14 protein-coding genes, 2 pseudogenes and 1 riboswitch are annotated in these 19,805 nt (G+C 71.9%); of the genes and pseudogenes, 7 read left to right on the plus strand and 9 right to left on the minus strand.

Annotation, left to right across the window (positions count from 1 at the left end):
- Positions 1-7: 7 nt before the first annotated feature.
- The 3 genes from GA0070608_RS31185 to GA0070608_RS31195 form a co-directional block, all read right to left on the minus strand.
- The gene (locus tag GA0070608_RS31185; protein ID WP_091633684.1) at positions 8-1,036 is read right to left on the minus strand and encodes a Gfo/Idh/MocA family protein; all 1,029 of its coding nucleotides are present in this window, start codon (positions 1,034-1,036) and stop codon (positions 8-10) included.
- Entirely contained in the window at positions 1,033-2,142 is a 1,110-nt protein-coding gene (locus GA0070608_RS31190) for a DegT/DnrJ/EryC1/StrS family aminotransferase (RefSeq protein ID WP_091633688.1), read from the minus strand. The genes GA0070608_RS31185 and GA0070608_RS31190 overlap by 4 nt, the downstream gene beginning before the upstream one ends.
- 103 nt (positions 2,143-2,245) lie before the next feature.
- Positions 2,246-2,896 (minus strand): TetR/AcrR family transcriptional regulator, encoded by a 651-nt coding sequence (locus GA0070608_RS31195; protein WP_091633691.1) that lies wholly within the window; start codon positions 2,894-2,896, stop codon positions 2,246-2,248.
- 149 nt (positions 2,897-3,045) lie between these two features.
- Between GA0070608_RS31195 and GA0070608_RS31200 the strand changes: the two genes are divergently transcribed.
- The 4 genes from GA0070608_RS31200 to GA0070608_RS31215 all read left to right on the plus strand — a co-directional run bounded on the left by GA0070608_RS31200 (position 3,046) and on the right by GA0070608_RS31215 (position 8,166).
- Positions 3,046-3,945: an ABC transporter permease gene (locus tag GA0070608_RS31200; RefSeq protein ID WP_091633694.1), complete on the plus strand. Its 900-nt coding sequence runs from the start codon at positions 3,046-3,048 to the stop codon at positions 3,943-3,945.
- Positions 3,938-4,747, plus strand: coding sequence for an ABC transporter ATP-binding protein (locus tag GA0070608_RS31205; protein ID WP_091633698.1), 810 nt, complete (start codon positions 3,938-3,940; stop codon positions 4,745-4,747). Before GA0070608_RS31200 ends, GA0070608_RS31205 begins: the two co-directional genes overlap by 8 nt.
- Before the next feature lie 187 nt (positions 4,748-4,934).
- Positions 4,935-6,467 carry a bifunctional cytidylyltransferase/SDR family oxidoreductase gene (locus GA0070608_RS31210; protein ID WP_091633703.1) on the plus strand — a complete coding sequence of 511 codons (1,533 nt, stop codon included), beginning with the start codon at positions 4,935-4,937 and terminating at the stop codon, positions 6,465-6,467.
- Positions 6,457-8,166 carry a CDP-glycerol glycerophosphotransferase family protein gene (locus GA0070608_RS31215; RefSeq protein WP_091633707.1) on the plus strand — a complete coding sequence of 570 codons (1,710 nt, stop codon included), beginning with the start codon at positions 6,457-6,459 and terminating at the stop codon, positions 8,164-8,166. The genes GA0070608_RS31210 and GA0070608_RS31215 overlap by 11 nt, the downstream gene beginning before the upstream one ends.
- A gap of 68 nt (positions 8,167-8,234) precedes the next feature.
- Here the strand turns inward: GA0070608_RS31215 and GA0070608_RS31220 are convergent, their stop codons facing one another.
- From GA0070608_RS31220 to GA0070608_RS31230, 3 genes are all read right to left on the minus strand, one after another.
- Complete coding sequence (locus GA0070608_RS31220; RefSeq protein WP_091633712.1) at positions 8,235-8,978, minus strand: alpha/beta fold hydrolase; 744 nt, start codon at positions 8,976-8,978, stop codon at positions 8,235-8,237.
- A 110-nt stretch (positions 8,979-9,088) separates the two neighbouring features.
- On the minus strand, positions 9,089-9,934 hold the full coding sequence (locus tag GA0070608_RS31225; RefSeq protein WP_091636672.1) for a C39 family peptidase: 846 nt from the start codon (positions 9,932-9,934) through the stop codon (positions 9,089-9,091).
- A 229-nt stretch (positions 9,935-10,163) separates the two neighbouring features.
- Positions 10,164-10,303, minus strand: a riboswitch (cyclic di-AMP (ydaO/yuaA leader).
- A 608-nt stretch (positions 10,304-10,911) separates the two neighbouring features.
- Complete coding sequence (locus GA0070608_RS31230) at positions 10,912-12,153, minus strand: acyltransferase family protein (protein ID WP_091633716.1); 1,242 nt, start codon at positions 12,151-12,153, stop codon at positions 10,912-10,914.
- Positions 12,154-12,516: 363 nt separating this feature from the next.
- Here GA0070608_RS31230 and GA0070608_RS31235 point away from each other — a divergent pair, with 363 nt between their 5' ends.
- From GA0070608_RS31235 to GA0070608_RS31245, 3 genes are all read left to right on the plus strand, one after another.
- On the plus strand, positions 12,517-13,554 hold the full coding sequence (locus GA0070608_RS31235) for a hypothetical protein (RefSeq protein ID WP_218107613.1): 1,038 nt from the start codon (positions 12,517-12,519) through the stop codon (positions 13,552-13,554).
- Between the two features lie 88 nt (positions 13,555-13,642).
- On the plus strand, positions 13,643-14,278 hold the full coding sequence (locus GA0070608_RS31240) for an alpha-ketoglutarate-dependent dioxygenase AlkB (protein WP_091633723.1): 636 nt from the start codon (positions 13,643-13,645) through the stop codon (positions 14,276-14,278).
- A gap of 119 nt (positions 14,279-14,397) precedes the next feature.
- Positions 14,398-15,756, plus strand: a complete 1,359-nt coding sequence (locus GA0070608_RS31245; RefSeq protein WP_091633727.1) for a uracil-xanthine permease family protein — start codon at positions 14,398-14,400, stop codon at positions 15,754-15,756.
- Positions 15,757-15,987: 231 nt separating this feature from the next.
- On the opposite strand, the gene GA0070608_RS34215 is transcribed toward GA0070608_RS31245, so the two are convergent.
- The 3 genes and pseudogenes from GA0070608_RS34215 to GA0070608_RS34225 form a co-directional block, all read right to left on the minus strand.
- Positions 15,988-18,567 carry a DNA topoisomerase (ATP-hydrolyzing) gene (locus GA0070608_RS34215; protein WP_411970799.1) on the minus strand — a complete coding sequence of 860 codons (2,580 nt, stop codon included), beginning with the start codon at positions 18,565-18,567 and terminating at the stop codon, positions 15,988-15,990.
- Positions 18,568-18,711: 144 nt separating this feature from the next.
- Positions 18,712-19,542, minus strand: a pseudogene (locus GA0070608_RS34220) (LAGLIDADG family homing endonuclease); the annotation flags it as partial.
- A pseudogene (locus tag GA0070608_RS34225) lies at positions 19,516-19,776 on the minus strand (DNA gyrase subunit A); the annotation flags it as partial. The pseudogenes GA0070608_RS34225 and GA0070608_RS34220, both read right to left, overlap by 27 nt.
- Positions 19,777-19,805: the final 29 nt, after the last annotated feature.

Genomic DNA, 19,805 nt, shown 5'->3' on the forward strand with positions numbered 1-19,805 from the left:
CGGCCGCTCAGGACGCGGTCGCGGCCGGCAACGGGTCGCTGTCGGACGGCGTGGCCGCCACCGTGGTCCCGGCCGAGGCCGACTCCAGCAGCGCCGCGGCGACCTGCACGGTGCGCAGCCCCTGCCGCAGCGTGACGATGTCGCTCTCCTTGCCCTCCACCGCGTCGCGGAAGCGCTCGTGCTCCACCAGCAGCGGCTCGCGCTTCGGGATCGCGTAACGGATCATGTCGCCGGTGGCGACGCCACGGAACGTCCGCAGCGCCTCCCACTCCATGTCGATGGCGGCGTTGGCATAGAAGGTGAGGTCAGCGGTGAGGGTGTCGGCGATGAAGCAGCCACGGTCGCCGGTGATCACCGTCGAGCGCTCCTTCAACGGGCTGAGCCAGTTCACCAGGTGGCTGACCATGATGCCGTCGGTGAGCTGGCCGACCGCGGCGACCATGTCCTCGTGCAGCCGGCCGCTGCGCGACACGGTCCTGGCCGACACCGAGGTGTAGTCCCGGCCGGTCACCCAGCTGGTGAGGTCGATGTCGTGCGTCGCCAGGTCCATCACCACGCCGACGTCGGCGATGCGGTGCGGGAACGGGCCCTGCCGCCGGGTGACGACCTGGTAGATCTCGCCCAGCTCACCGGCCTCCAGCCGGACCCGCAGGCTCTGCAGGGCCGGGTTGTACCGCTCGATGTGGCCGACGCCGGCGACGAGACCGGCCGACTCGAACGCCTCGACCAGACGTACCGAGGCCTCCACCGACTGCGCCAGCGGCTTCTCAATCAACGCGCTGACACCGTTGGCCGCGAGCTCCAGGCCGACCTGCTCGTGCAGGGCGGTCGGGCAGGCCACCACGGCATAGTCGATGCCCAGCGCCAGCAGGTCCTCCACGGCGGGCAGCACCGGCGCGCGGAGCTGCCCGGTCGGGTCGCCGGCCGGGTCGACGATGCCGACCAGTTCGACGCCGTCCAGGCCGGAGAGCACCCGGGCGTGGTTGCGGCCCATCGCCCCCAGGCCGATCAGACCGGCGCGCAGCTTCCGGCTCATCGGGCACCCCCGGCCAGGTTCGCGCCCTCGGCGATGCGCTCCAGGTCGTGCGAGCTCAGCGACGGGTGCACCGGCAGCGAGACGACCTCCGCGGCGGCCCGCTCGGTCTCCGGCAGCTCCCAGGGGCCAGGCTTGCCGTCCTCGGTGAGGTACGGCTTCAGCCGGTGGATCGGGGTCGGGTAGTAGACCGCGTTGCCGATGCCCAGTTCGGTGAGGCGCTTCTGGGCCGCGTCCCGGTCACCGCGGACCCGGACCGTGTACTGGTGGTAGACGTGCACGGCGCCCTCGGCCACCGGCGGGGTGAGCACGCCGTTGATGTTCGAGTCGAGGAACTTGGCGTTGGCCTGGCGCTGCGCGGTCCAATCGGGCAGCTGGCGCAGCTGTACCCGGCCGATCGCCGCCGCCACGTCGGTCATCCGCATGTTCGCCCCGACGATCTCGTTGGCGTATCGCTGCTCCATGCCCTGGTTGCGCAGCAGGCGCAGGGTGCGGGCGAAGCTGGCGTCACCGGTGGTGACCATGCCGCCCTCGAGGCTGTGCATGTTCTTCGTCGGATAGAAGCTGAAGCAGCCGGCGATGCCGAACGCACCCACCGGCGTGCCGCCCAGGGCGGCGCCGTGCGCCTGCGCCGCGTCCTCGACGACGGCCAGGCCGTGCCGTTCGGCGATGGCCGTGATCCGGTCCATCGCGGCCGGGTGCCCGTACAGGTGGACCGGCATGACGGCCACCGTGCGCGGCCCGACCGCGGCCTCCACGGCCGCCGGGTCCAGGCAGAAGCTGTCCGGCTCGATGTCCACGAAGACCGGGGTCGCGCCGACCAGGCGGACCGCGTTGGCGGTCGCGGCGAACGAGAACGAGGGCACGATGACCTCGTCACCCGGGCCGAAGCCGAGCGCCATGAAGGTGAGTTGCAGGGCGGACGTGCCGGAGTTGACGGCCACGCCGTGCCGGCCGGCGACGAGGTCGCCGAACTCCTCCTCGAAGGCCGCCACCTCGGGGCCCTGCACCACCATGCCGCTACGCAGCACCCGAACAGCCGCCTCGATCTCGGCCTCTCCGATCACCGGCCTGGCTGGGGGGATGAACTCTGCACTGGGCCCGGGCATTGGGCTTCCTCCTGTCGGTTGGAGCTCGTCCGGTCGCGATGCTAACCGGTACGAAATCAGATGGGACGGGCGGTACGGGTCGAACGGTGCGGGACAACCGTCACTACGGCTGGGGGACCAACGCCACCTCGTCCTGGGGTGGGCGGGGCAGCTCACAGGCGGCCCGGAGGGCGCCGACGACGGCCGCTACGAGGCGGGGCACGTCGGCGGGTTCCAGGGGCACCCGGGCGACCGCGAGCCGCCAGTACAGCGGGCCGACGATCAGGTCCGTGGCGACCCGGTGGTCGAGGCCGGCGGCCAGTTCGCCGCGCGCCACCGCGCGGCTGATCAGCCGCTCCCCCATCGCCTGCTGGTAGGTGTGCAGGGCCTGCTGGAGGGTCTGCCCGATCTTCGGGTTACGGGCGGCCTCGGCCAGCAGGTCCGGGATGATCTGGGACGCCAACTTGTGGCGCAGCGCGCGTGACATGATCATGAATACGAGTTCGAGGTCACCGGTGAGGCTGCCGGTGTCCGGAAGCTGGAGGCGCTGACCGGCGACCGACCCGACGATCTCCAGGACCAGATCCAGCTTCGAACTCCACCGACGGTAGACGGCGGCCTTGCTGACACCGGCCCGCCGGGCCACCGCCTCGATCGACAACCGTGCGTAGCCGACGACGGCGAGCTCGTGCATGACGGCATCCCGGATGGCGGTGGTGATGTCGTCTCGCAGCACCGCCGCGCCAGCCGGAGCGCGCCTCTTCTCGGTTGTCACGTGGAACAATGTAGCGCAGCGACGGAACGGTTGCGTCCTGACGTAACCATGCACTACCTTGCGTCCAGCGATCGGGCGGAGCGACCGGTTCCGCTCCTTCGTCCGTTGTCGCGCTCATCCCGCACACCGAAAGATCGGAGCGCCTACCCATGGCCCACACGGCGGTGGCCGACCCCGACTCAGGACTGACGCAGGCGCAACTCGCCGAGCGGTACGGCCTGAGCTTCGCCGGGGCAAGGCCCACTCTGGCCGCCTACGCGCGGCAGCTGTGGTCCTATCGACACTTCATCGCGGCGTACGCGAACGCCAAGGTCGTGGCGTCCTTCAGCACAGCCCGGCTGGGGCGGCTCTGGCAGGTACTGACACCGCTCACCAACGCGGCCGTCTACTTCTTCATCTTCGGTGTGATCCTGAACACCAAGGGTGGCATCGACAACTTCATCGCGTACCTCTGTGTCGGCCTCTTCGTCTTCAACTTCACCTCGGCTGCGGCCTCCGGCGGCGTTCAGGCCATCAGCGGCAACCTGGGTCTGGTCCGGGCACTGCACTTCCCCCGGGCCGCCCTGCCGCTGGCGGTCACGCTGACCCAGCTCCAGCACCTGGTCACCGCCATGGTGGTGCTGATCGGCATCGTGCTGGCCACCGGCGAGCCGATCACCGTCGAGTGGCTGCTGCTGATACCCGCGGTGGCCCTCCAGTCGATCTTCAACGCCGGGCTGGCGCTGGGGATGGCGCGGCTGGGCGCCAAGCTCACCGACCTCAGGCAGCTCATGCCGTTCGTCCTGCGCACCTGGATGTACGGCTCCGGCGTGCTCTACAGCATCGACAAGTTCGCCGAGAACCTGCCCAGTCCGGTGCTGGTCGAGATCGTGCACGCGAACCCCCTGCTGATCTACATCGAACTCATCCGGCACGCGCTGATGGAAGACGTCCCGCTCACCTCGTCGGCACCCCAGCTCTGGGCCATGGCGGCCATCTGGGCCGTCGTGATCGGCGTCGGCGGCTTCGTCTACTTCTGGCGCGGCGAACAGGAGTACGGCCGTGGCTGACACCAGCACCCTCAACCGCTCCGCGACCACCACCCCCGACGGGCGGCGCATCCCCACCGTCGTCGTCGACGACGCGCACGTGATCTACCGGGTGCACGGCGGCGGAGGCGGCGGCAACACCCCGGTCGGCGCGCTACGGCGCCTGGTCACCCGGGTGCCCGCCCCCACCGTGCGGGAGATCCACGCGGTCAAGGGCGTCACCTTCACCGCCTACCGCGGCGAGGCGATCGGCCTCATCGGCAGCAACGGCTCGGGCAAGTCCACCCTGCTGCGGACGATCGCCGGCCTGCTGCCGGTCAACAAGGGCGCCGTCTACGCCCAGGGGCAGCCGTCCCTGCTCGGTGTCAACGCCGCCCTGCTCAACGACCTCCCCGGCGAGCGGAACGTGACCCTGGGCCTGCTGGCCATGGGCCTGTCCCCGGAGGAGGTGCGCCGGCGGACGCCCGAGATCATCGAGTTCTCCGGGATCAACGAGCGGGGCGACTTCGCCTCGCTGCCGATGCGGACGTACTCCTCCGGCATGTCGGCACGGCTGCGCTTCGCCATCTCCTCGGCGAAGAACCACGACGTGCTGCTGATCGACGAGGCGCTGGCCACCGGCGACCGGAAGTTCCGCCGGCGCAGCGAGCAGCGGGTCCGCGAACTGCGCGAGGGCGCGGGCACGGTCTTCCTGGTCAGCCACCAGATCGGCACGATCCGGGAGACCTGCGAGCGGACCATCTGGCTGGAGTCGGGAGTGATCCGGGCGGACGGACCGACCAGCGACGTGGTCGCGCAGTACGAGGAGTACACCGCCAAGTAGCCGGGCCGGACATCCCGACACGGGTGGGGTGTCCGGTTCCGAGAGCTCCGGTTCGGCCGGGCGCTAAGGTCGTACGATCGAGCGCCCGGCCGTTGCCGCACCGCCCGACGGCACCTGCCGAACGCCCTTCCGCGGGCGGCGTCGACAAGGTTCGACGGCACCGCTCGTGACACCAGTGAGGCCCCGCATGACACAGCAACCGACGACGGTGGCGGACGCCGCTCCGGATTCGTGGCGACCCTCCCGGACCGTGGCGGTGATCCTGGCCGGCGGCACCGGCACCCGGCTCGGCCTGGGCATCCCCAAGCAGCTCCTCAAGATCGCCGGCAAGCCGATCATCGAGCACACCCTCGCGGTCTTCGAGGCCGCCCCGGAGATCGACGAGATCATCGTGCTGATGGCCGCCGGTCACGTCGCCGACGCCGAACGGATCGTCGAGCAGGCCGGCTTCCGCAAGGTCACCAAGGTCGTCGAGGGCGGCGAGAGCCGCAACGCCACCACCCGTCTCGCCCTCGACACGATCGGTCCCGCCGACTGCAACATCCTCTTCCACGACGCGGTCCGCCCGCTGGTCAGCGGCCGGATCGTGCGCGAGTGCGTCAACGCGCTGTGGACGTACGCCGCCGTCGACGTGGCCATCCCGTCGGCCGACACGATCATCGAGGTCGACGCGGACGACTGCATCACCGGCATTCCGGTGCGCTCCCGGCTGCGACGGGGACAGACCCCGCAGGCGTTCCGCTCCGGCACCATCCGGGAGGCGTACCGGCGGGCCGAGGGCGACCCGGACTTCGCCGCCACGGACGACTGCGGCGTGGTGCTGCGCTACCTGCCCGGCACCCCGATCAAGGTGATCGACGGCGCCGACGAGAACATCAAGGTGACCCATCCGGTCGACGTGCACCTCGCGGACAAGCTCTTCCAGCTCGCCGCCGCGCAGTCGCACCAGCTGGCCGACCACCGCGGCTACACCGAGGAACTGGCCGGCCGGACGATCGTGGTCTTCGGCGGCAGCTACGGCATCGGCCACGAGCTGGCCGAGCTGGCCACCCGCTTCGGCGCCCGGGTCTTCCCGGTGAGCCGGTCGGCCACCGGCACCCACGTGGAACGCGCCGAGGACGTCGAGGCGGCGCTGCGCACCGCCTACGAGGCGACCGGCCGGATCGACCACGTGGTGGTCACCGCCGGAATCCTGGAGAAGGGCGCCCTCGCCGAGATGGACGAGGAGACCATCGACCGGCTGATCCGGGTCAACGTCGTCGGCCCGGTGACCGTCGCCCGGCGGGCCCTGCCGTACCTCCAGCAGACCCGTGGGCACCTCCTGCTCTACACGTCCAGCTCCTACACCCGGGGCCGGGCCCGGTACGCCCTCTACTCGGCGACCAAGGCGGGCCTGGTCAACCTGACGCAGGCGCTGGCCGACGAGTGGGGCGAATTCGGCGTACGGGTCAACTGCGTCAACCCCGAACGGACCGCGACACCCATGCGTACCCGTGCCTTCGGGGAGGAACCGGCGGGCACCCTGCTGTCGGCGGAGGCGGTGGCGCAGGCGTCCCTGGACGTGTTGTTGTCCGACCTCACCGGCCAGGTGATCGACGTACGCCGGTCCGCCGACGACCCGGCGCGGGAGGTGCGCGCGGCGGTGGTCCCCGCGCAGCCCGGCGGCCCGGCCGACGGCACCGGCACGGCAGCGGCGGGAGCGGAACAGCATGCGTGGTGACCTCGTCCGGAAGCTGGCCGCCCGGGGCCTGGCCACGGGCCTGGCCGTGTCGGCCTTCCTCGTCCTCGCGCTGACCGGGGCGACCGGCTGGGGCCTGGGCCTCGCGGTGGCCGCCCTCGCCGCGGCCGGCTGGGAGCGCCGCGTCCGCCCCGGCGCCGACAACGTCGCCGAGACCGTCCTGGTCGCGGCGGGGGTCCTGGTCGGGTACGCCCGGCGGCTCGACGCCGGATTCGACCCCGTGTTGGCCGCCACCGCGCTGGTGCTGCTGGGGCTGGTCCTGCTCGCGGGTCCGGTGCGCGAGGCCGCCAACCTGGAGGTCCGGACGGCCAATCTGCCGGTGCGGTCCTGGACCCCGCTGGTCGCCGCGCGGCTGGGCGACGCGCTGTCGGTGCTGCTCGCCGTGGTGGCGGTGGCCGCCGTGGCAACCCTGCCGGCCGGCGTCGCCCTCGCGGCCGTCCTGCTGGTCGGCGCCGCCGCCGGCGCGGTCGCGCTGGACCTGGCGCGACGGCGGTTCCGGCCGTCGGCCGGCGGCTCGGCGGTCTCCCGCGCGCTGCGCCGGCACCAGCCCGAGTTCCTGCTCCACTTCTCCGCGCCGCCCGGCTCGGAATACCAGGTCACCATGTGGTTGCCGTACCTGGAACGGATCGGCCGGCCGTTCCTGGTGATGCTGCGCGAGCCGGACTTCCTGCCCGCCGTCGCGGCGGCCACCAGCGCGCCGGTGGTCTACTGCCCCACCACGAAGGCGATGGACGAGGCACTGGTGCCGAGCCTGCGGGTGGCGTTCTACGTCAACCACGGCGCCAAGAACAGCCACTGCATCCGGTTCACCCAGCTGACCCACGTCCAGCTGCACCACGGCGACAGCGACAAGGCCCCCAGCGCCAACCCCGTCTCGGCGATCTTCGACCGGATCTTCGTCGCCGGCCGGGCGGCGATCGACCGGTACGCCCGCGCCGGGGTGGACATCCCGGCGGAGAAGTTCGTCATCGTCGGCCGCCCCCAGGTCGAGTCGATCGAGGTACGCCCGGGGCAGGTGCCCGCCCGGGCCAACCCGACCGTGCTCTACACGCCGACCTGGACCGGGCACAACGCGGACGCCAACTACTGCTCCCTGCCGGTGGCCGAGGCGCTGCTGCGCCGGCTGCTCGACCGGGGCGCCACGGTGATCCTGCGGGCCCACCCGTACACCTCGCAGAACCCGGCCTCGGCCCGGCAGTTGGGCCGGTTGACCGAACTGCTCGCCGCGGACCGGTCCCGTACCGGCCGGCGGCACGTTTTCGGTGCCGCCGCCAGCCGCGAGCTGACCCTGACCGAGTGCGTGAACCGCTCCGACGCGCTGGTCTCCGACGTCTCCGGGGTGATCTCCGACTACCTCTTCTCGGGCAAGCCGTACGCGGTGACCGACATGGTGGACTCCGGCGACCGGTTCCCCGAGCAGTTCCCGCTCGCCGGGTCGGGCTACGTCCTGCGCCGGGACATGTCGAACGTGGACGAGGTGCTGGAGCGGTTGCTCGACAGCGATCCGCTGGCCGAGACCCGGTGGGCCACCCGGAGCCGCTACCTGGGCGACTTCCCGGCCGACTCGTACGCCGAGGGGTTCCTGGGCGCCGCCCGCCACGAGCTCGACGCCGGTCGTCCGGTGCCCGCGCCCCGGACGGCCGGCGGGCCGAACCCCGCCGCGCTCTCCCCCACGCCCTGAGCCCGACGTGCGGCCTGCCCCCGTCCGGCCCGGCCGCACGCGAGGTCGGGTGGGCGGGGGAACCTGGTTCAGCGGTACGGTTCGACGAGCTCCAGGACCGCCTCGGGGTCCTCGACGTGGGCGTTGTGCCCCAGGCCGGGCAGGGTGGCGACCGGCACGCCCAATTCCTTGAGCTGCGCGTCGGTGACCATGGGGTCGTGCTCGCCGCGGGCCAGCAGCACCGGCACGTCGGTCGCCGCCAGCAGGGCGGGCAGGTCCGGCTCGCCCACGCCGAACCCGGCCGGGTCCATCGCCAGCCGCCAGCGGCCGTCGACCTGCCGCAGCCCGGCCTCCACGACGGGATCCTCCGGGGCGAAGAGCCCCGTCAGGCCGGCCACCCGCAGGTAGCGGCGGGCCGCCTCGTCCCGGCTGGCGAACCAGGTCACCGGCCGGGCGGCCAACTCGCCCGCCTTGGCCAGCTCCGCCGGGGACCAGACCGCCTTGATGCCGATTCCGACCACGGCGTCGACCGGCAACCCGGCGCTGCGGGCAGCCAGCGCCAGCCCGACCACCCCGCCGAGGGAGTGCCCCAGCACGACGAACCGGCCCCCCGCCGCGAGCCCCGTGCCGATCCGCGCGGCCAGCTCCGGGAACGAGTACGCCAGCAGTGGCGGCGACCAGCCGTGGCCGGCGAGGTCTGGCGCCAGCCACCGCCCCGACCACCGACGCTCCAGCAGCGGCGCCCAGGGCAGCCACACGTCGCCGGTCGCGCCCATGCCGTGCAGCAGGAGAAGCACCCGCCGGTCGTCCCGGTCACCCGATTCGTCGACCATGGGCGCAGTGTGCCACCACGGGGCGGCACCGGCGAGGGCCGTGACCCGGACACGACATCGGGCGCCGGCCCCCGGGGTGGGGAGCCGACGCCCGACGGTGTCGATGTCGGTCAGGCGGAGTAGCCGCGGGTGGCGGCCCAGTTCGCCAGGGCGATGGTGCTCATCCAGTACGACGCGGTCGCCGGGTTCGCCGAGTCGGCGATCTTCACCAGCTTCCCCTCGTCCTGGTAGCCCACGACAGCGACGTAGTGGCCGCCGGGGAACGAGTGCCAGCCGCCGTCGGTGTCCGTGGCGCTGCCGGCCACGTTCACCACGACGCCCCGCGCGTCGGTGATGGCCGCGACCACGTCGGCCTGGAGCCGATCCATCTGGGCCGGGGTGGCGGAACCGCCCGGGATCATCCGGGTCCGGTACGGGTCACCCTTCACCGTCGCGTTCAGCACGCGGGTGGTGTCCTCGGCCGAGTCGGTGCCCATCTCGTCGGTGCCCAGCTGGGCGCCGAGGGCATCCTGGCTGCGCGCGATGCCGGCGGCGCTGAGGGCGTTCCGGACGGCGGCCGGACCGCAGTTGTAGAAGGTGGTCTGGGCCTGGTAGTCGTACTTCAGGGTCTTGGCCGCCGGCGGCTTCGGCGCCTCCGGCTTACGGGTCAGGTCCGGATCCGGGGCGGCGCTGGTGGCGCTGGCCGACGGGGCGGCGCTGGACGCGGCCGGGGCGGCGCTGGACGGGGCGGTCGCGACCCGGGCCTGGCTGCGCGAGGCGGCGGTGTCGTCCCGCAGCTCGGTCGCGGCCACCGGGGCCTGCGCGGCGGCGGGGGCCTCGTCGGCTCCGGCCAGCAGTGCGCCGGTGCCCGACGCCAGCACGAGCGCAGCGGCAGACGCGGCGGCCAACTGGTAGGGACGCTCGGACGCGAGACGACGTAGCTGTCGCTTGAGGTGGTGCTTCACAGTTTCCTCCACGGGCTCGGGGGTGAGCGGCCGTCGGTCCGCACCGAAGGCAGGGCGGACCGACCGCGCGGACGGCAGTCCGGACGGGTGGTGGACCACTCAGGGGATGCGCCCGGGATGCCGGGCGACGGACGGTGACCGGTGGATCAGCTCGTGGCCTGCGGGCGTACGAGCGCGGGCACCGCGGTGCCGTGGAGACGGCGGAACAACCGAGAGGTGGGTGGGTGCTGCACGAGGATGAAACTCCTTCCGACACCGCCGACCGGGTTAGCTGACGGATTCGGGCGGGAAGAACGCCCTACCACGGGCCTGCGGCCCACGGATTCACCCCACAAGCACTGGGTCCCCGGTTCGTCGTTCACGATTAGGCGGGTCGGCGCGGCGTCGCCTCTTGCGATCGGTTACCGCACCGGACGCGCCGACACTACTGGCCGTTCCACACCCCTGCCAACCCCGTCCCACCTGCTTAAACCTTGATCAGGAAACAATTTTTGCGGGCACCCGAGCACTGACGTGACTCAATGGGACAGCCGTTCTCAGAGGCGCTTCGGGGCAACAACGGGACGAGTGGCGGACATCGGCGCCGAACCCCCGACGAGAATCGGCCCACCATGCCGGAATGACCGTTTCCCCGCCACCGTGACCGGCATCACCAAAACCACCAGCCCACACCCCCGCCCGCCACCCCGCCGCGCCCCTGCCGCCCCTGCCCGCGCCCCTGCCGCGCGCCCCGCCGCCCCGCCGCCCCGCGATCTTGCACTTTGGGCCCCTGGAGTACGGCAGATGTCTTTTTTTGTCGGGGCGGAAAGTGCAAGATCGCGGAGTCTGGGCGGGGCGGCGGGGGCGCGGTGAGGGGCGGCAGGGGCGGGGTTGGCTTGCCCCGGGCAGGGTGCCAGCGGGTGGAGGGAACGCGACGCGGCGGGCACCGAGGGCTGCGCGGGAAGCCCGGTTGGTCGGAGTTCGGTCAGGATGGAGCGGGGTCCGGGCCGTCAGCGCGAGTCGACGTACGTCGGTCGGTGGTCGGCCTGCGGGTCGGCGGGGCGGGGGCGCGGCACGACGTTGCCACGCTCCCCCGCCGCCGGCCCCGGGGCGCCGGGCCGCTCCCCGGCGGCGTCCGCGCCCTGCGGCGTCGCCCGGGCCGTCCGGCGCGGGGTGAGCAGCCGCATCATCGGCGTCTCGACGAAGCGGTGCAACAGCCCGGCCAGGGCCAGGTTGACCAGCAGGAAACCGAGCACCACCGCCACCCCCCACCAGCCGGTGAAGCCGGCGCCCCAGTCGCCGGTGAGCCGCAGCACAGTGATCATCACCAGGACGTGCACCAGGTAGAAGGCGAAAGAGACCTCGCCGAGCCAGATCATCGGCCGGGACCGCCACGGCGAGCGCCGCCCGCGCACGTCCGCGTCCGCAGCCGCGGCGATGACCAGGATGTACGCCATCGAGAGCAGCGCCGCCCACAGTTCGGCGCGGACCCACTGCGCGGCGACCACCCATGTGGCCACGAAGACCAGGCTGGCCACCGGCAGGCCCGGCCCCCGCCACCGGCCGCGCCGCATCAGCTCGGCGGCGGCCACACCCATCCAGAACTCCAGCGACCGCACCGGCGGGAAGACCTGGGTGAACCACCAGCGGCTCTCCTCCGGCACCAGTGCCTGGGCCGGCCAGAGCGCCAGGATCAGCAGCGGCACCGCGACCACGACGGCCCACAGCGCCCACGGCCGGGCCCGGCGGATGAACGGCAGTGCCAGCGGCAGGCAGAGGTAGAAGAAGAACTCGCAGGACAGCGACCAGCTGACCGTGTTGATGCTGTAGAAGTAGCCCGGTCGCGGGTCCCAGGCCTGGAGCAGGAACAGGTTCTCCAGCGCGACGCCCCGACCCACGGGGTCGGCGAACCAGGCAGCGACCGCCAGGGCCGCCGCCCACAGCACCACGTGGCTCGGCCAGATCTTGGCCACCCGGCGACGCCAGAACGCCCGACGAGTGTCGGTGGGTCGGGCCGACCAGACCAGCACGAAGCCGCTGAGGATGAAGAAGAACTGCACGCCGGAGAGACCGAGGGTGAAGAACCAGTCCATCACCGCCTGGTGGCCGGGCTCGGCGATGATGCCCATCGTCCCGGCATGGAAACCGAAGACGAGCAGGGCAGCGACCCAGCGCAGCCCGGTCAGCGACGGCAGGCGACTGGCCGGCGACGCCAGCCGGACGGCCGGCGCGGGGGTCGGGGTGCCCGTCATTCCGGGATCCCGACGGTCCGCAGGGTCACCAGCACGTGCGTCTCCTCCTCGGCCGGTCGGCACTCGGCCCTCGGCGGCCCCCGGTCGGGACCGTCCCGCCGGGCACCTTACCCGGCGAACGGGGCGAGCTCGTACGTACCGCCCGTGAGGGCCACGCCGCCGGACGTCGGATCAGGGCAGCCCGCAGGCGAGCCGGGAACCGCTGAACGTCCGGCGTCCCGGCGCCGCTCAGGATCGGGCCACCACCCCGCCAGCGTCCGCTCCCGACCGCACGGGGTCATCGAAGCATGCTGATCGCTGTAGAGTCCGACATCTGGCACCGGGCGGGCCCGCCCGCCGAGTCGGTCCTGATTGGAGCATCCCTTGCGTCGGAGGAATCGGTCAGCACAACTGCTGGCGGCACTCGCGCTCGTCGCACTCACCGCGGTCCCGGGCCCGCAGGCATCGGCGCTGGCCGCCGAAAAGGGCGACACGTCGGCCACGGCGCAGGACCGGGTCCTGCGGGTCTACAACAACAACATCGAGAACCTGGTGGTGAACAACGCCGGCGGCACGTGCACCCGGATCTCCGGGCCGGAGCACCTGACCTCGATGCTGGTGGACGACAGCGGCCGGGCGGGCACCGCCGGCGTGCTGGCGCCCGACATCCTCATCGTGCAGCAGGTTCGCGGCACCGGACAGGCCGAGGCGTACGCCGACCAGCTCTCGGCGAAGTTCGGCTACCCGGCGGGCACCTACGGAGCGGTCGTGGCCTGGAGCGACCCGGAGCCGTGGGGCAGCACGCACAAGTGCAGCTCGCAGGAGCTCGGTGACCTGAAGAAGAAGCAGACCAACGGGATCATCTGGAACAAGCAGACGCTCAGCCTCGCTGCCGGTGACATCTCGAAGTACTGGAGCGCCGGCTGGCTGAAGCCGGGCACCAGCTACCAGGGCGGCGCCGGGTGCACCCTGTACAAGCCGCCGAACAGCGACCCCGACACCACCGACTACCACAAGTGGAAGCGTACGAGCGCCATCGCGGCCCGGTTCACCATCAAGGCGACCGGCACCACCGTCTTCGCCGCCACCATGCACCTGCCTCAGGAGAACCGGCAGAACGCGTGCGCGGGCGACGGCTACACCGGCATCGCCGACACCGGAATCCACCTCGGAGCGGACGCCACCAGCCTGATGAACGCCTCGACCATCCGGATCGTCGGGATCGACGCCAACCGCACGGGCATCGCGCCGAGCACGTTGAGCGGCTTCGGCATGACCGGCTACGGGTCGGCGGCGACCAGCGGATCCAGCAAGATCGACTATCTCTTCATCAAGGGCGGCGTGCAGCCGTCGCCGGTCGACCACACGGTGAGTGGCACCAGGTCCAACCACCTGGCCCTGTACGGCTTCATCACCTACTGACGCCGGGTGCCGGCGCTCCGGCACCCGGGCCACTCCACCACGGCCACGGGTCGCACACCTGTGCCAAACCAGCCGGTACGCTGGGCGGATGACCGGGGCCGCCTACCAGCCGTCGATGCTCGACCTCACCGCCGCCGAACCGTCACTCGGCCCGCTGGCCGGCGGGCTGCGCCGGCACCCGCTCACCCACGGCGCGTGGGTCGACCATCTCCCCGGCTGGGTCACCGGCTCCGACCAGGTCTTCGACGTCCTGCTGCGGGACGTGCCCTGGCGGGCCGAACGCCGCACGATGTACGACGCCGAGGTCGACGTGCCCCGGCTGCTCTGCTGGTATGCCGGGCACCGCCCGCTGCCACACCCGCTGCTCACCGAGGCGCGCACCGCCCTCACCCGGCACTACGCCCCCGAGCTCGGCGAGCCCTTCGTCACCGCCGGCATGTGCCTCTACCGCTCCGGCCGGGACAGCGTCGCCTGGCACGGTGACACCCAGGGTCGCTCCGCGCACACCGACACCATCATCGCCATCGTCTCGTTCGGCTCGCCCCGCTCGCTGCTGCTACGGCCTCGCGGCGGCGGCGAAAGCCTGCGCTTCCCCCTCGGCCACGGCGACCTCGTGGTGATGGGCGGCTCCTGTCAACGCACCTGGGAGCACGCCATACCCAAGACCACCCGTTCTGTCGGGCCCCGGGTCAGCGTCCAGTTCCGCCCCGTCGGCGTCGCCTGACAGCGGACGTGGTCACATCCACCCGGGCCACCGGCCGGGCCGGGCCGGGCCTCTGCTAGAAACGACTCCTGGGTTTCACCTGCGCCCCCGTCATCTCTTGACGACGCGAAGGGCCTGCCATGACCCAGTCCTCCACCGAGCCTCGCTCCCGATGGTCCGCGTGGTCGATCCACGGCGACGGCCGGTCCGTCCGCCCTGGCGACGTGGTCCACCCCGGCGAACGCCTCTCCTGGCCGCGAACCCTCGGCATCGGCGTGCAGCACGTCGTGGCGATGTTCGGCGCCACCTTCACGGTGCCGCTCATCACCGGCTTCCCGCCGGCCACCACGCTCTTCTTCTCCGGGCTCGGCACCCTGCTCTTCCTGCTGATCACCGGCAACCGGCTGCCCTCGTACCTCGGCTCGTCCTTCGCCTTCATCGCGCCGGTGCTGGCGGCGAAGGCCGGCGGCGACATCGGCCCGGCGCTCGGCGGCATCGTGGTCGCCGGCGTCGCCCTGGCCGTCGTCGGGCTGGTCGTCCAGCTCGCCGGGTCGCGTTGGATCGACGCGCTGATGCCACCCGTGGTGACCGGCGCGATCGTCGCGCTGATCGGCCTGAACCTCGCCCCGGTCGCCTGGGACGGCGACGGGAGCGGCACCGGCGTGAAGGCGCAGCCGCTGATCGCGGTGGTGACGCTGGCCGCGATCCTGCTCGCCACGGTGGCCTTCAAGGGCTTCCTGGCCCGGCTGTCCATCCTGCTGGGGGTGGCGGTCGGCTGGGCACTCGCCGCCGCGCTCGGCGACCTGGACCCGAAGGCGGTCGACGGACTGCGCGACGCCGCCTGGGTCGGCCTACCCGAGTTCCACGCGCCGAGCTTCAGCCTGCGCGCGGTCGTGCTGGTCATCCCGGTGATCCTGGTGCTGGTCGCCGAGAACGCCGGGCACGTCAAGGCGGTAGCCGCGATGACCGGCCGCAACCTGGACCGGGACATGGGTCGCGCGTTCATGGGCGACGGGCTGGCCACGGTGCTCGCCGGCTCCGGCGGCGGGTCCGGCACCACCACATACGCCGAGAACATCGGCGTGATGGCGGCCACCCGGGTCTACTCCACCGCCGCGTACTGGGTGGCCGGCCTCACGGCGGTGCTGCTGGGGCTGAGCCCGAAGTTCGGCGCGCTGATCCTCACCGTGCCGGCCGGTGTGCTCGGCGGCGCCACCACCGCCCTCTACGGCCTGATCGCCATCCTCGGCGCGCGGATCTGGATCGAGAACCGGGTCGACTTCCACGACCCGGTGAACCTGATGACCGCCGCCGTCGCGGTGATCGTCGGCGCGGCCAACTACACCCTCACCGCCGGCGACCTCTCGTTCAACGGCATCGCCCTGGGCACTGCCGCCGCCCTCGCCGTCTACCACGGCATGCGTCTGGTGGCCCACCTGCGCGGCACCACCCACACCCCCCACACCACCCACCACACCCCCACCGACCCCACCCCCTGACCGCCCTCCGAAACCAGCCACCCGCTTCAGGCCCCAACCCGGCCCCACCCGGCCCGGCCCCGGCCCCGGGCCGCGTCGATCATGAGGATGGCGGTGCAAGATGTCCGGTTCCGAGCGGTCAACCTCATGATCGACAGCGACATGTGAGCCGACGGGGCTGCCGGGCCGGATCGGGGGCGTGGAGACAGGAAGGGCCGGCTGCACACACAGCCGGCCCTTCCTGTTGGTGGGTCAGTCGCGTTCGATCTGGTGGCCGACGACCGTGGGGCCCAGCATCACGGCGAAGCCGGAGCCGTCCCGGCGCGGGTCCGCCGCCGGTAGCTCCACCGGCTCGCCGGTGGCGGTGGCGCCCACCGGGCGCGCCCCCACCCAGGCCACGACCACGTCGGTCTCACCCTTGAGGAAGCGATGGGCACGCACACCGCCGGTCGCCCGCCCCTTCGCCGGGTACGCCTCGAACGGCGTGACCTTCACCGTGGCGTCCGTGGAGGTGACCACCATCGGCTCACCGTGGCCCGGATCGTCGGTGCGGACCGCGCCGAAGAACACCACCCGGGCGCCGGCCGTCAGGTTGATGCCCGACATGCCGCCGCCCTTGACCCCCTGCGGCCGGACCAGCCCGGCGGAGAATCGCAGCAGCGACGCCTCCGAGGTGACGAAGGTGAGCGCCTCCGCGCCATCGGTGAGCCAGGTCGCCCCGACCACCTCGTCGCCCTCCCGCAGCCCGATCACCTCGAACTCGTCGGAGCGGACGGGCCACTCCGGCGCGCAGATCTTGACCACGCCCTGCCGGGTGCCCAGCGCCAGCCCCGGGGAGCCCTCGGCCGTCGGCCCGAGCGGCGCCAGCCCCACCACGCTCTCTCCCGGTTCCAGCGGCACCAGCTCGGCGGCGGCCATCCCGCCGCGCAACGACACCGTCCCCGCCTGCTCGGGCAGGACCGGCAGCGGCAGCACGTCGACCTTGAACGCCCGGCCGGCGCTGGTCACCAGCAGCACCCGGCCCCGGGCAGTGGAGTGCGCGACGGCGCGTACGGCATCGTGTTTGACCCGGCCGTGCCGCCGGCGCCCCTCGGACGCCTCCTCCGACTCGGCCGCCGTCCGGGCTACCAGCCCGGTGGCGGAGAGGATCACCTGGCAGGGATCGTCGGCGACCTCCAGCGGACCGGCCGGCACGGACGCGGCCAGCACCTCCTTGAGGTCCCCGTCGACGAGCGTGGTGCGCCGTGGCGCGCCGAACTGCTTCACCACCGCCGCCAACTCGTCGGAGACGACCTTCTTCAGCACCTTGGGGTCGTCGAGGATCGTGGAGAGCTCGGCGATCTCCTTGCGGAGCTTCTCCTGCTCGGCCTCCAGCTCGATCCGGTCGAACTTCGTCAACCGGCGCAGCGGAGTGTCCAGGATGTAGGTGGCCTGGATGTCCGAGAGGCCGAACTGGCGCATCAGGCCGTCCTTGGCGGCCTGCGCGTCGTCGCTGCCCCGGATCAGCTTGACCACCTTGTCGATGTCGAGCAGGGCGATCAGCAGGCCGTCGACCAGGTGCAGCCGCTCCTCGCGCTTGCGGCGGCGGTAGGAACTGCGCCGGGTGACGACCTCGTAGCGGTGGGCCAGGAAGACCTCCAGCAGCGCCTTCAGCCCGAGGGTCTGCGGCTGCCCGTCGACCAGCACCAGGTTGTTGACGCCGAACGACTGCTCCAGCGGGGTGAGCCGGTAGAGGTCGGCGAGCAGCGCCTGCGGGTTGACCCCGACCTTGCACTCGACCACCAGGCGGGTGCCGTTCTCCCGGTCGGTGAGGTCCTTGACGTCGGCAATGCCGGTGAGCCGCTTGGTCTTGTTGACCTCGTTGGTGATGGCCGCGATGACCTTCTCCGCGCCGACGCCGTACGGCAGCTCCACGACAGTGATCGCCTGCCGGCCCCGGCTGCCCTCCAGCGGGCCGATCTCGACCTTGCCCCGCATCCGCACCACGCCGCGACCGGTCTCGTAGGCCCGGCGCACCTCGTCCAGCCCGAGCAGCAGCCCACCGGTGGGCAGGTCAGGCCCGGGTACGAACTCCATGAGCCGGTCCAGCGTGGCGTCCGGGTGGTTGATCAGCCACCGGGCGGCGGAGACGACCTCGCCGAGGTTGTGCGGGATCATGTTGGTCGCCATGCCGACCGCGATCCCGGACGCGCCGTTCACCAGCAGGTTCGGGAACGCGGCGGGCAGCACGGTGGGCTGGGTCAGCGAGCCGTCGTAGTTGGGCTCGACGTCGACCGTGTCCTCGCCCAGCTCGCCGACGAGCAGCATCGCCTCCCGCGACATCCGGGCCTCGGTGTATCTCGACGCCGCCGGTCCATCGTCCGGGCTTCCAAAGTTTCCATGCCCGTCGATAAGTGGCGCGTTCAGGGAGAAGCCCTGGGCCAGGCGGACCATCGCGTCGTAGATCGCGGTGTCGCCGTGCGGGTGGTACTTGCCCATGCAGTTGTGGACCACGTAGCCCTCAGCCGCGAAGGCGTGCTCGTCGGAGTCGACCTGGATGTCGTAGGTGGTAGCGGAAGTCACGGCCTCGACGGCGACGACCCGCAGGAACGACCGCCCAGCCAACGCCTCGAGCCGGCCGGCGAGGGGCGAGCCGATGCGCCGGAGTTTGCGGACCCAACCGTCCCGCTCCGCGCGCCAGAGAGGAAACGACCGCTCCGGCAAGGGCAGGCCGTTGCGGTCCTTGCCGTACCGCACCTTGCTTCCGGGGCCTGACAGGGACGCCCGGAAGGCGTTCCCGTCCTCGTCGCGGAACCATCCACCGCCCTGATGGGCGCTGGTGAACTCCTGCATCACCGGCCGGCACGGCAGGCGGTCGTTGCCCTGTTTACCCCCATACCGATAGCCCAGCTCGACCACCCGCCGAAGGTCGTCGCTCTTGTAACCGATTCGCACCCAGGGCAGGAGCAACTCGGCGACCACAGCAGCATCCCGTCCGGTGACGGAGAGGCCGAAAAGCGGGCGGTGGCCGTCGCGCCTGCTGTTCCAGTGGTGACCGTGCACCCCCAGGTCGGCGAGCATGGAGTAGATCTGACGCACCAACACCTCGCTGGTGCTCACGAAGACGAGTTCGCGGGAACGCTTGCGGACGTAGCCATCACCGTCGAAGAAGCCGGCGAGGAACGGCGTCCACGCGGAACGATTTCCGAGCACGTCGTCGGGCACACGCTTCGCGTGACTGAGTGGCGTGCCGGCCTCGAGCAGCCCCTCGTGCCGTGCGAATGTGAGGATGTGCTGGTCGCGATGGCGCGGATTGCTTGCTTCGCGCTTGCCTCGGGAGGCGTTCAATCCATTCGCGATGGCCCACCCGTGTGCGACGTCGAGCGGTTCGACGTCGCACATGTGCAGCCGTACGCGGCCGTCCGCGTCGCGAGACCGATCGACGGCGAAGCCTTCGGCCACCACGAGCCCACGGACATAGTCGTACGGGTCGCCGCCAGATGCGGGTGCCGCCCCGCGGCGCGTCCCGTACGCGACAGTGAGCTGTCCCGTCAGGTCTCGGGCTTCCACCCACCGGACAGCCAGGTCCTCATCCACCACACGGAACCGCTGTCCGGGCGTCACGACCATGGTGTGGCCGTTGCTCCACGTGACCCGGACCAGGTCCGAGTCCGGGTTCCGATAAGCAGCGGCCACCGGGATGGCAGCCCCGTCGCCGTCCAACACGAGGTCACCGACGTCGACATCCTCGATCGGCCGCAGGCCCTCGGGCGTCGAGACCAGGGTCCCGGCGACGAAGCAGTCGCCGACGATGCGGGCGGACTTCACGTGCCCCCGGTCGGGGCGGTACCCCTGCTCGTGCATCGACCAGAGGATGCGCCGGTGCACCGGTTTGAGGCCGTCGCGGGCGTCGGGCAGCGCCCGGGAGTGGATCACCGAGAAGGCGTACTCCAGGTAGGAGTCGGAGACCTCGGTGACCAGCGGGTTGTCGAAGACCCGCGCGCCGGCCTGGTCGAAGGCGGAAAGGTCCGCCTTGGCGCGGTCGTCCTTGCGGCGTGCCATCGTTCAGCTTCCCTTTCGGCGGGCGGTGC

The organism is Micromonospora peucetia (assembly GCF_900091625.1).
GTDB lineage: Bacteria > Actinomycetota > Actinomycetes > Mycobacteriales > Micromonosporaceae > Micromonospora > Micromonospora peucetia.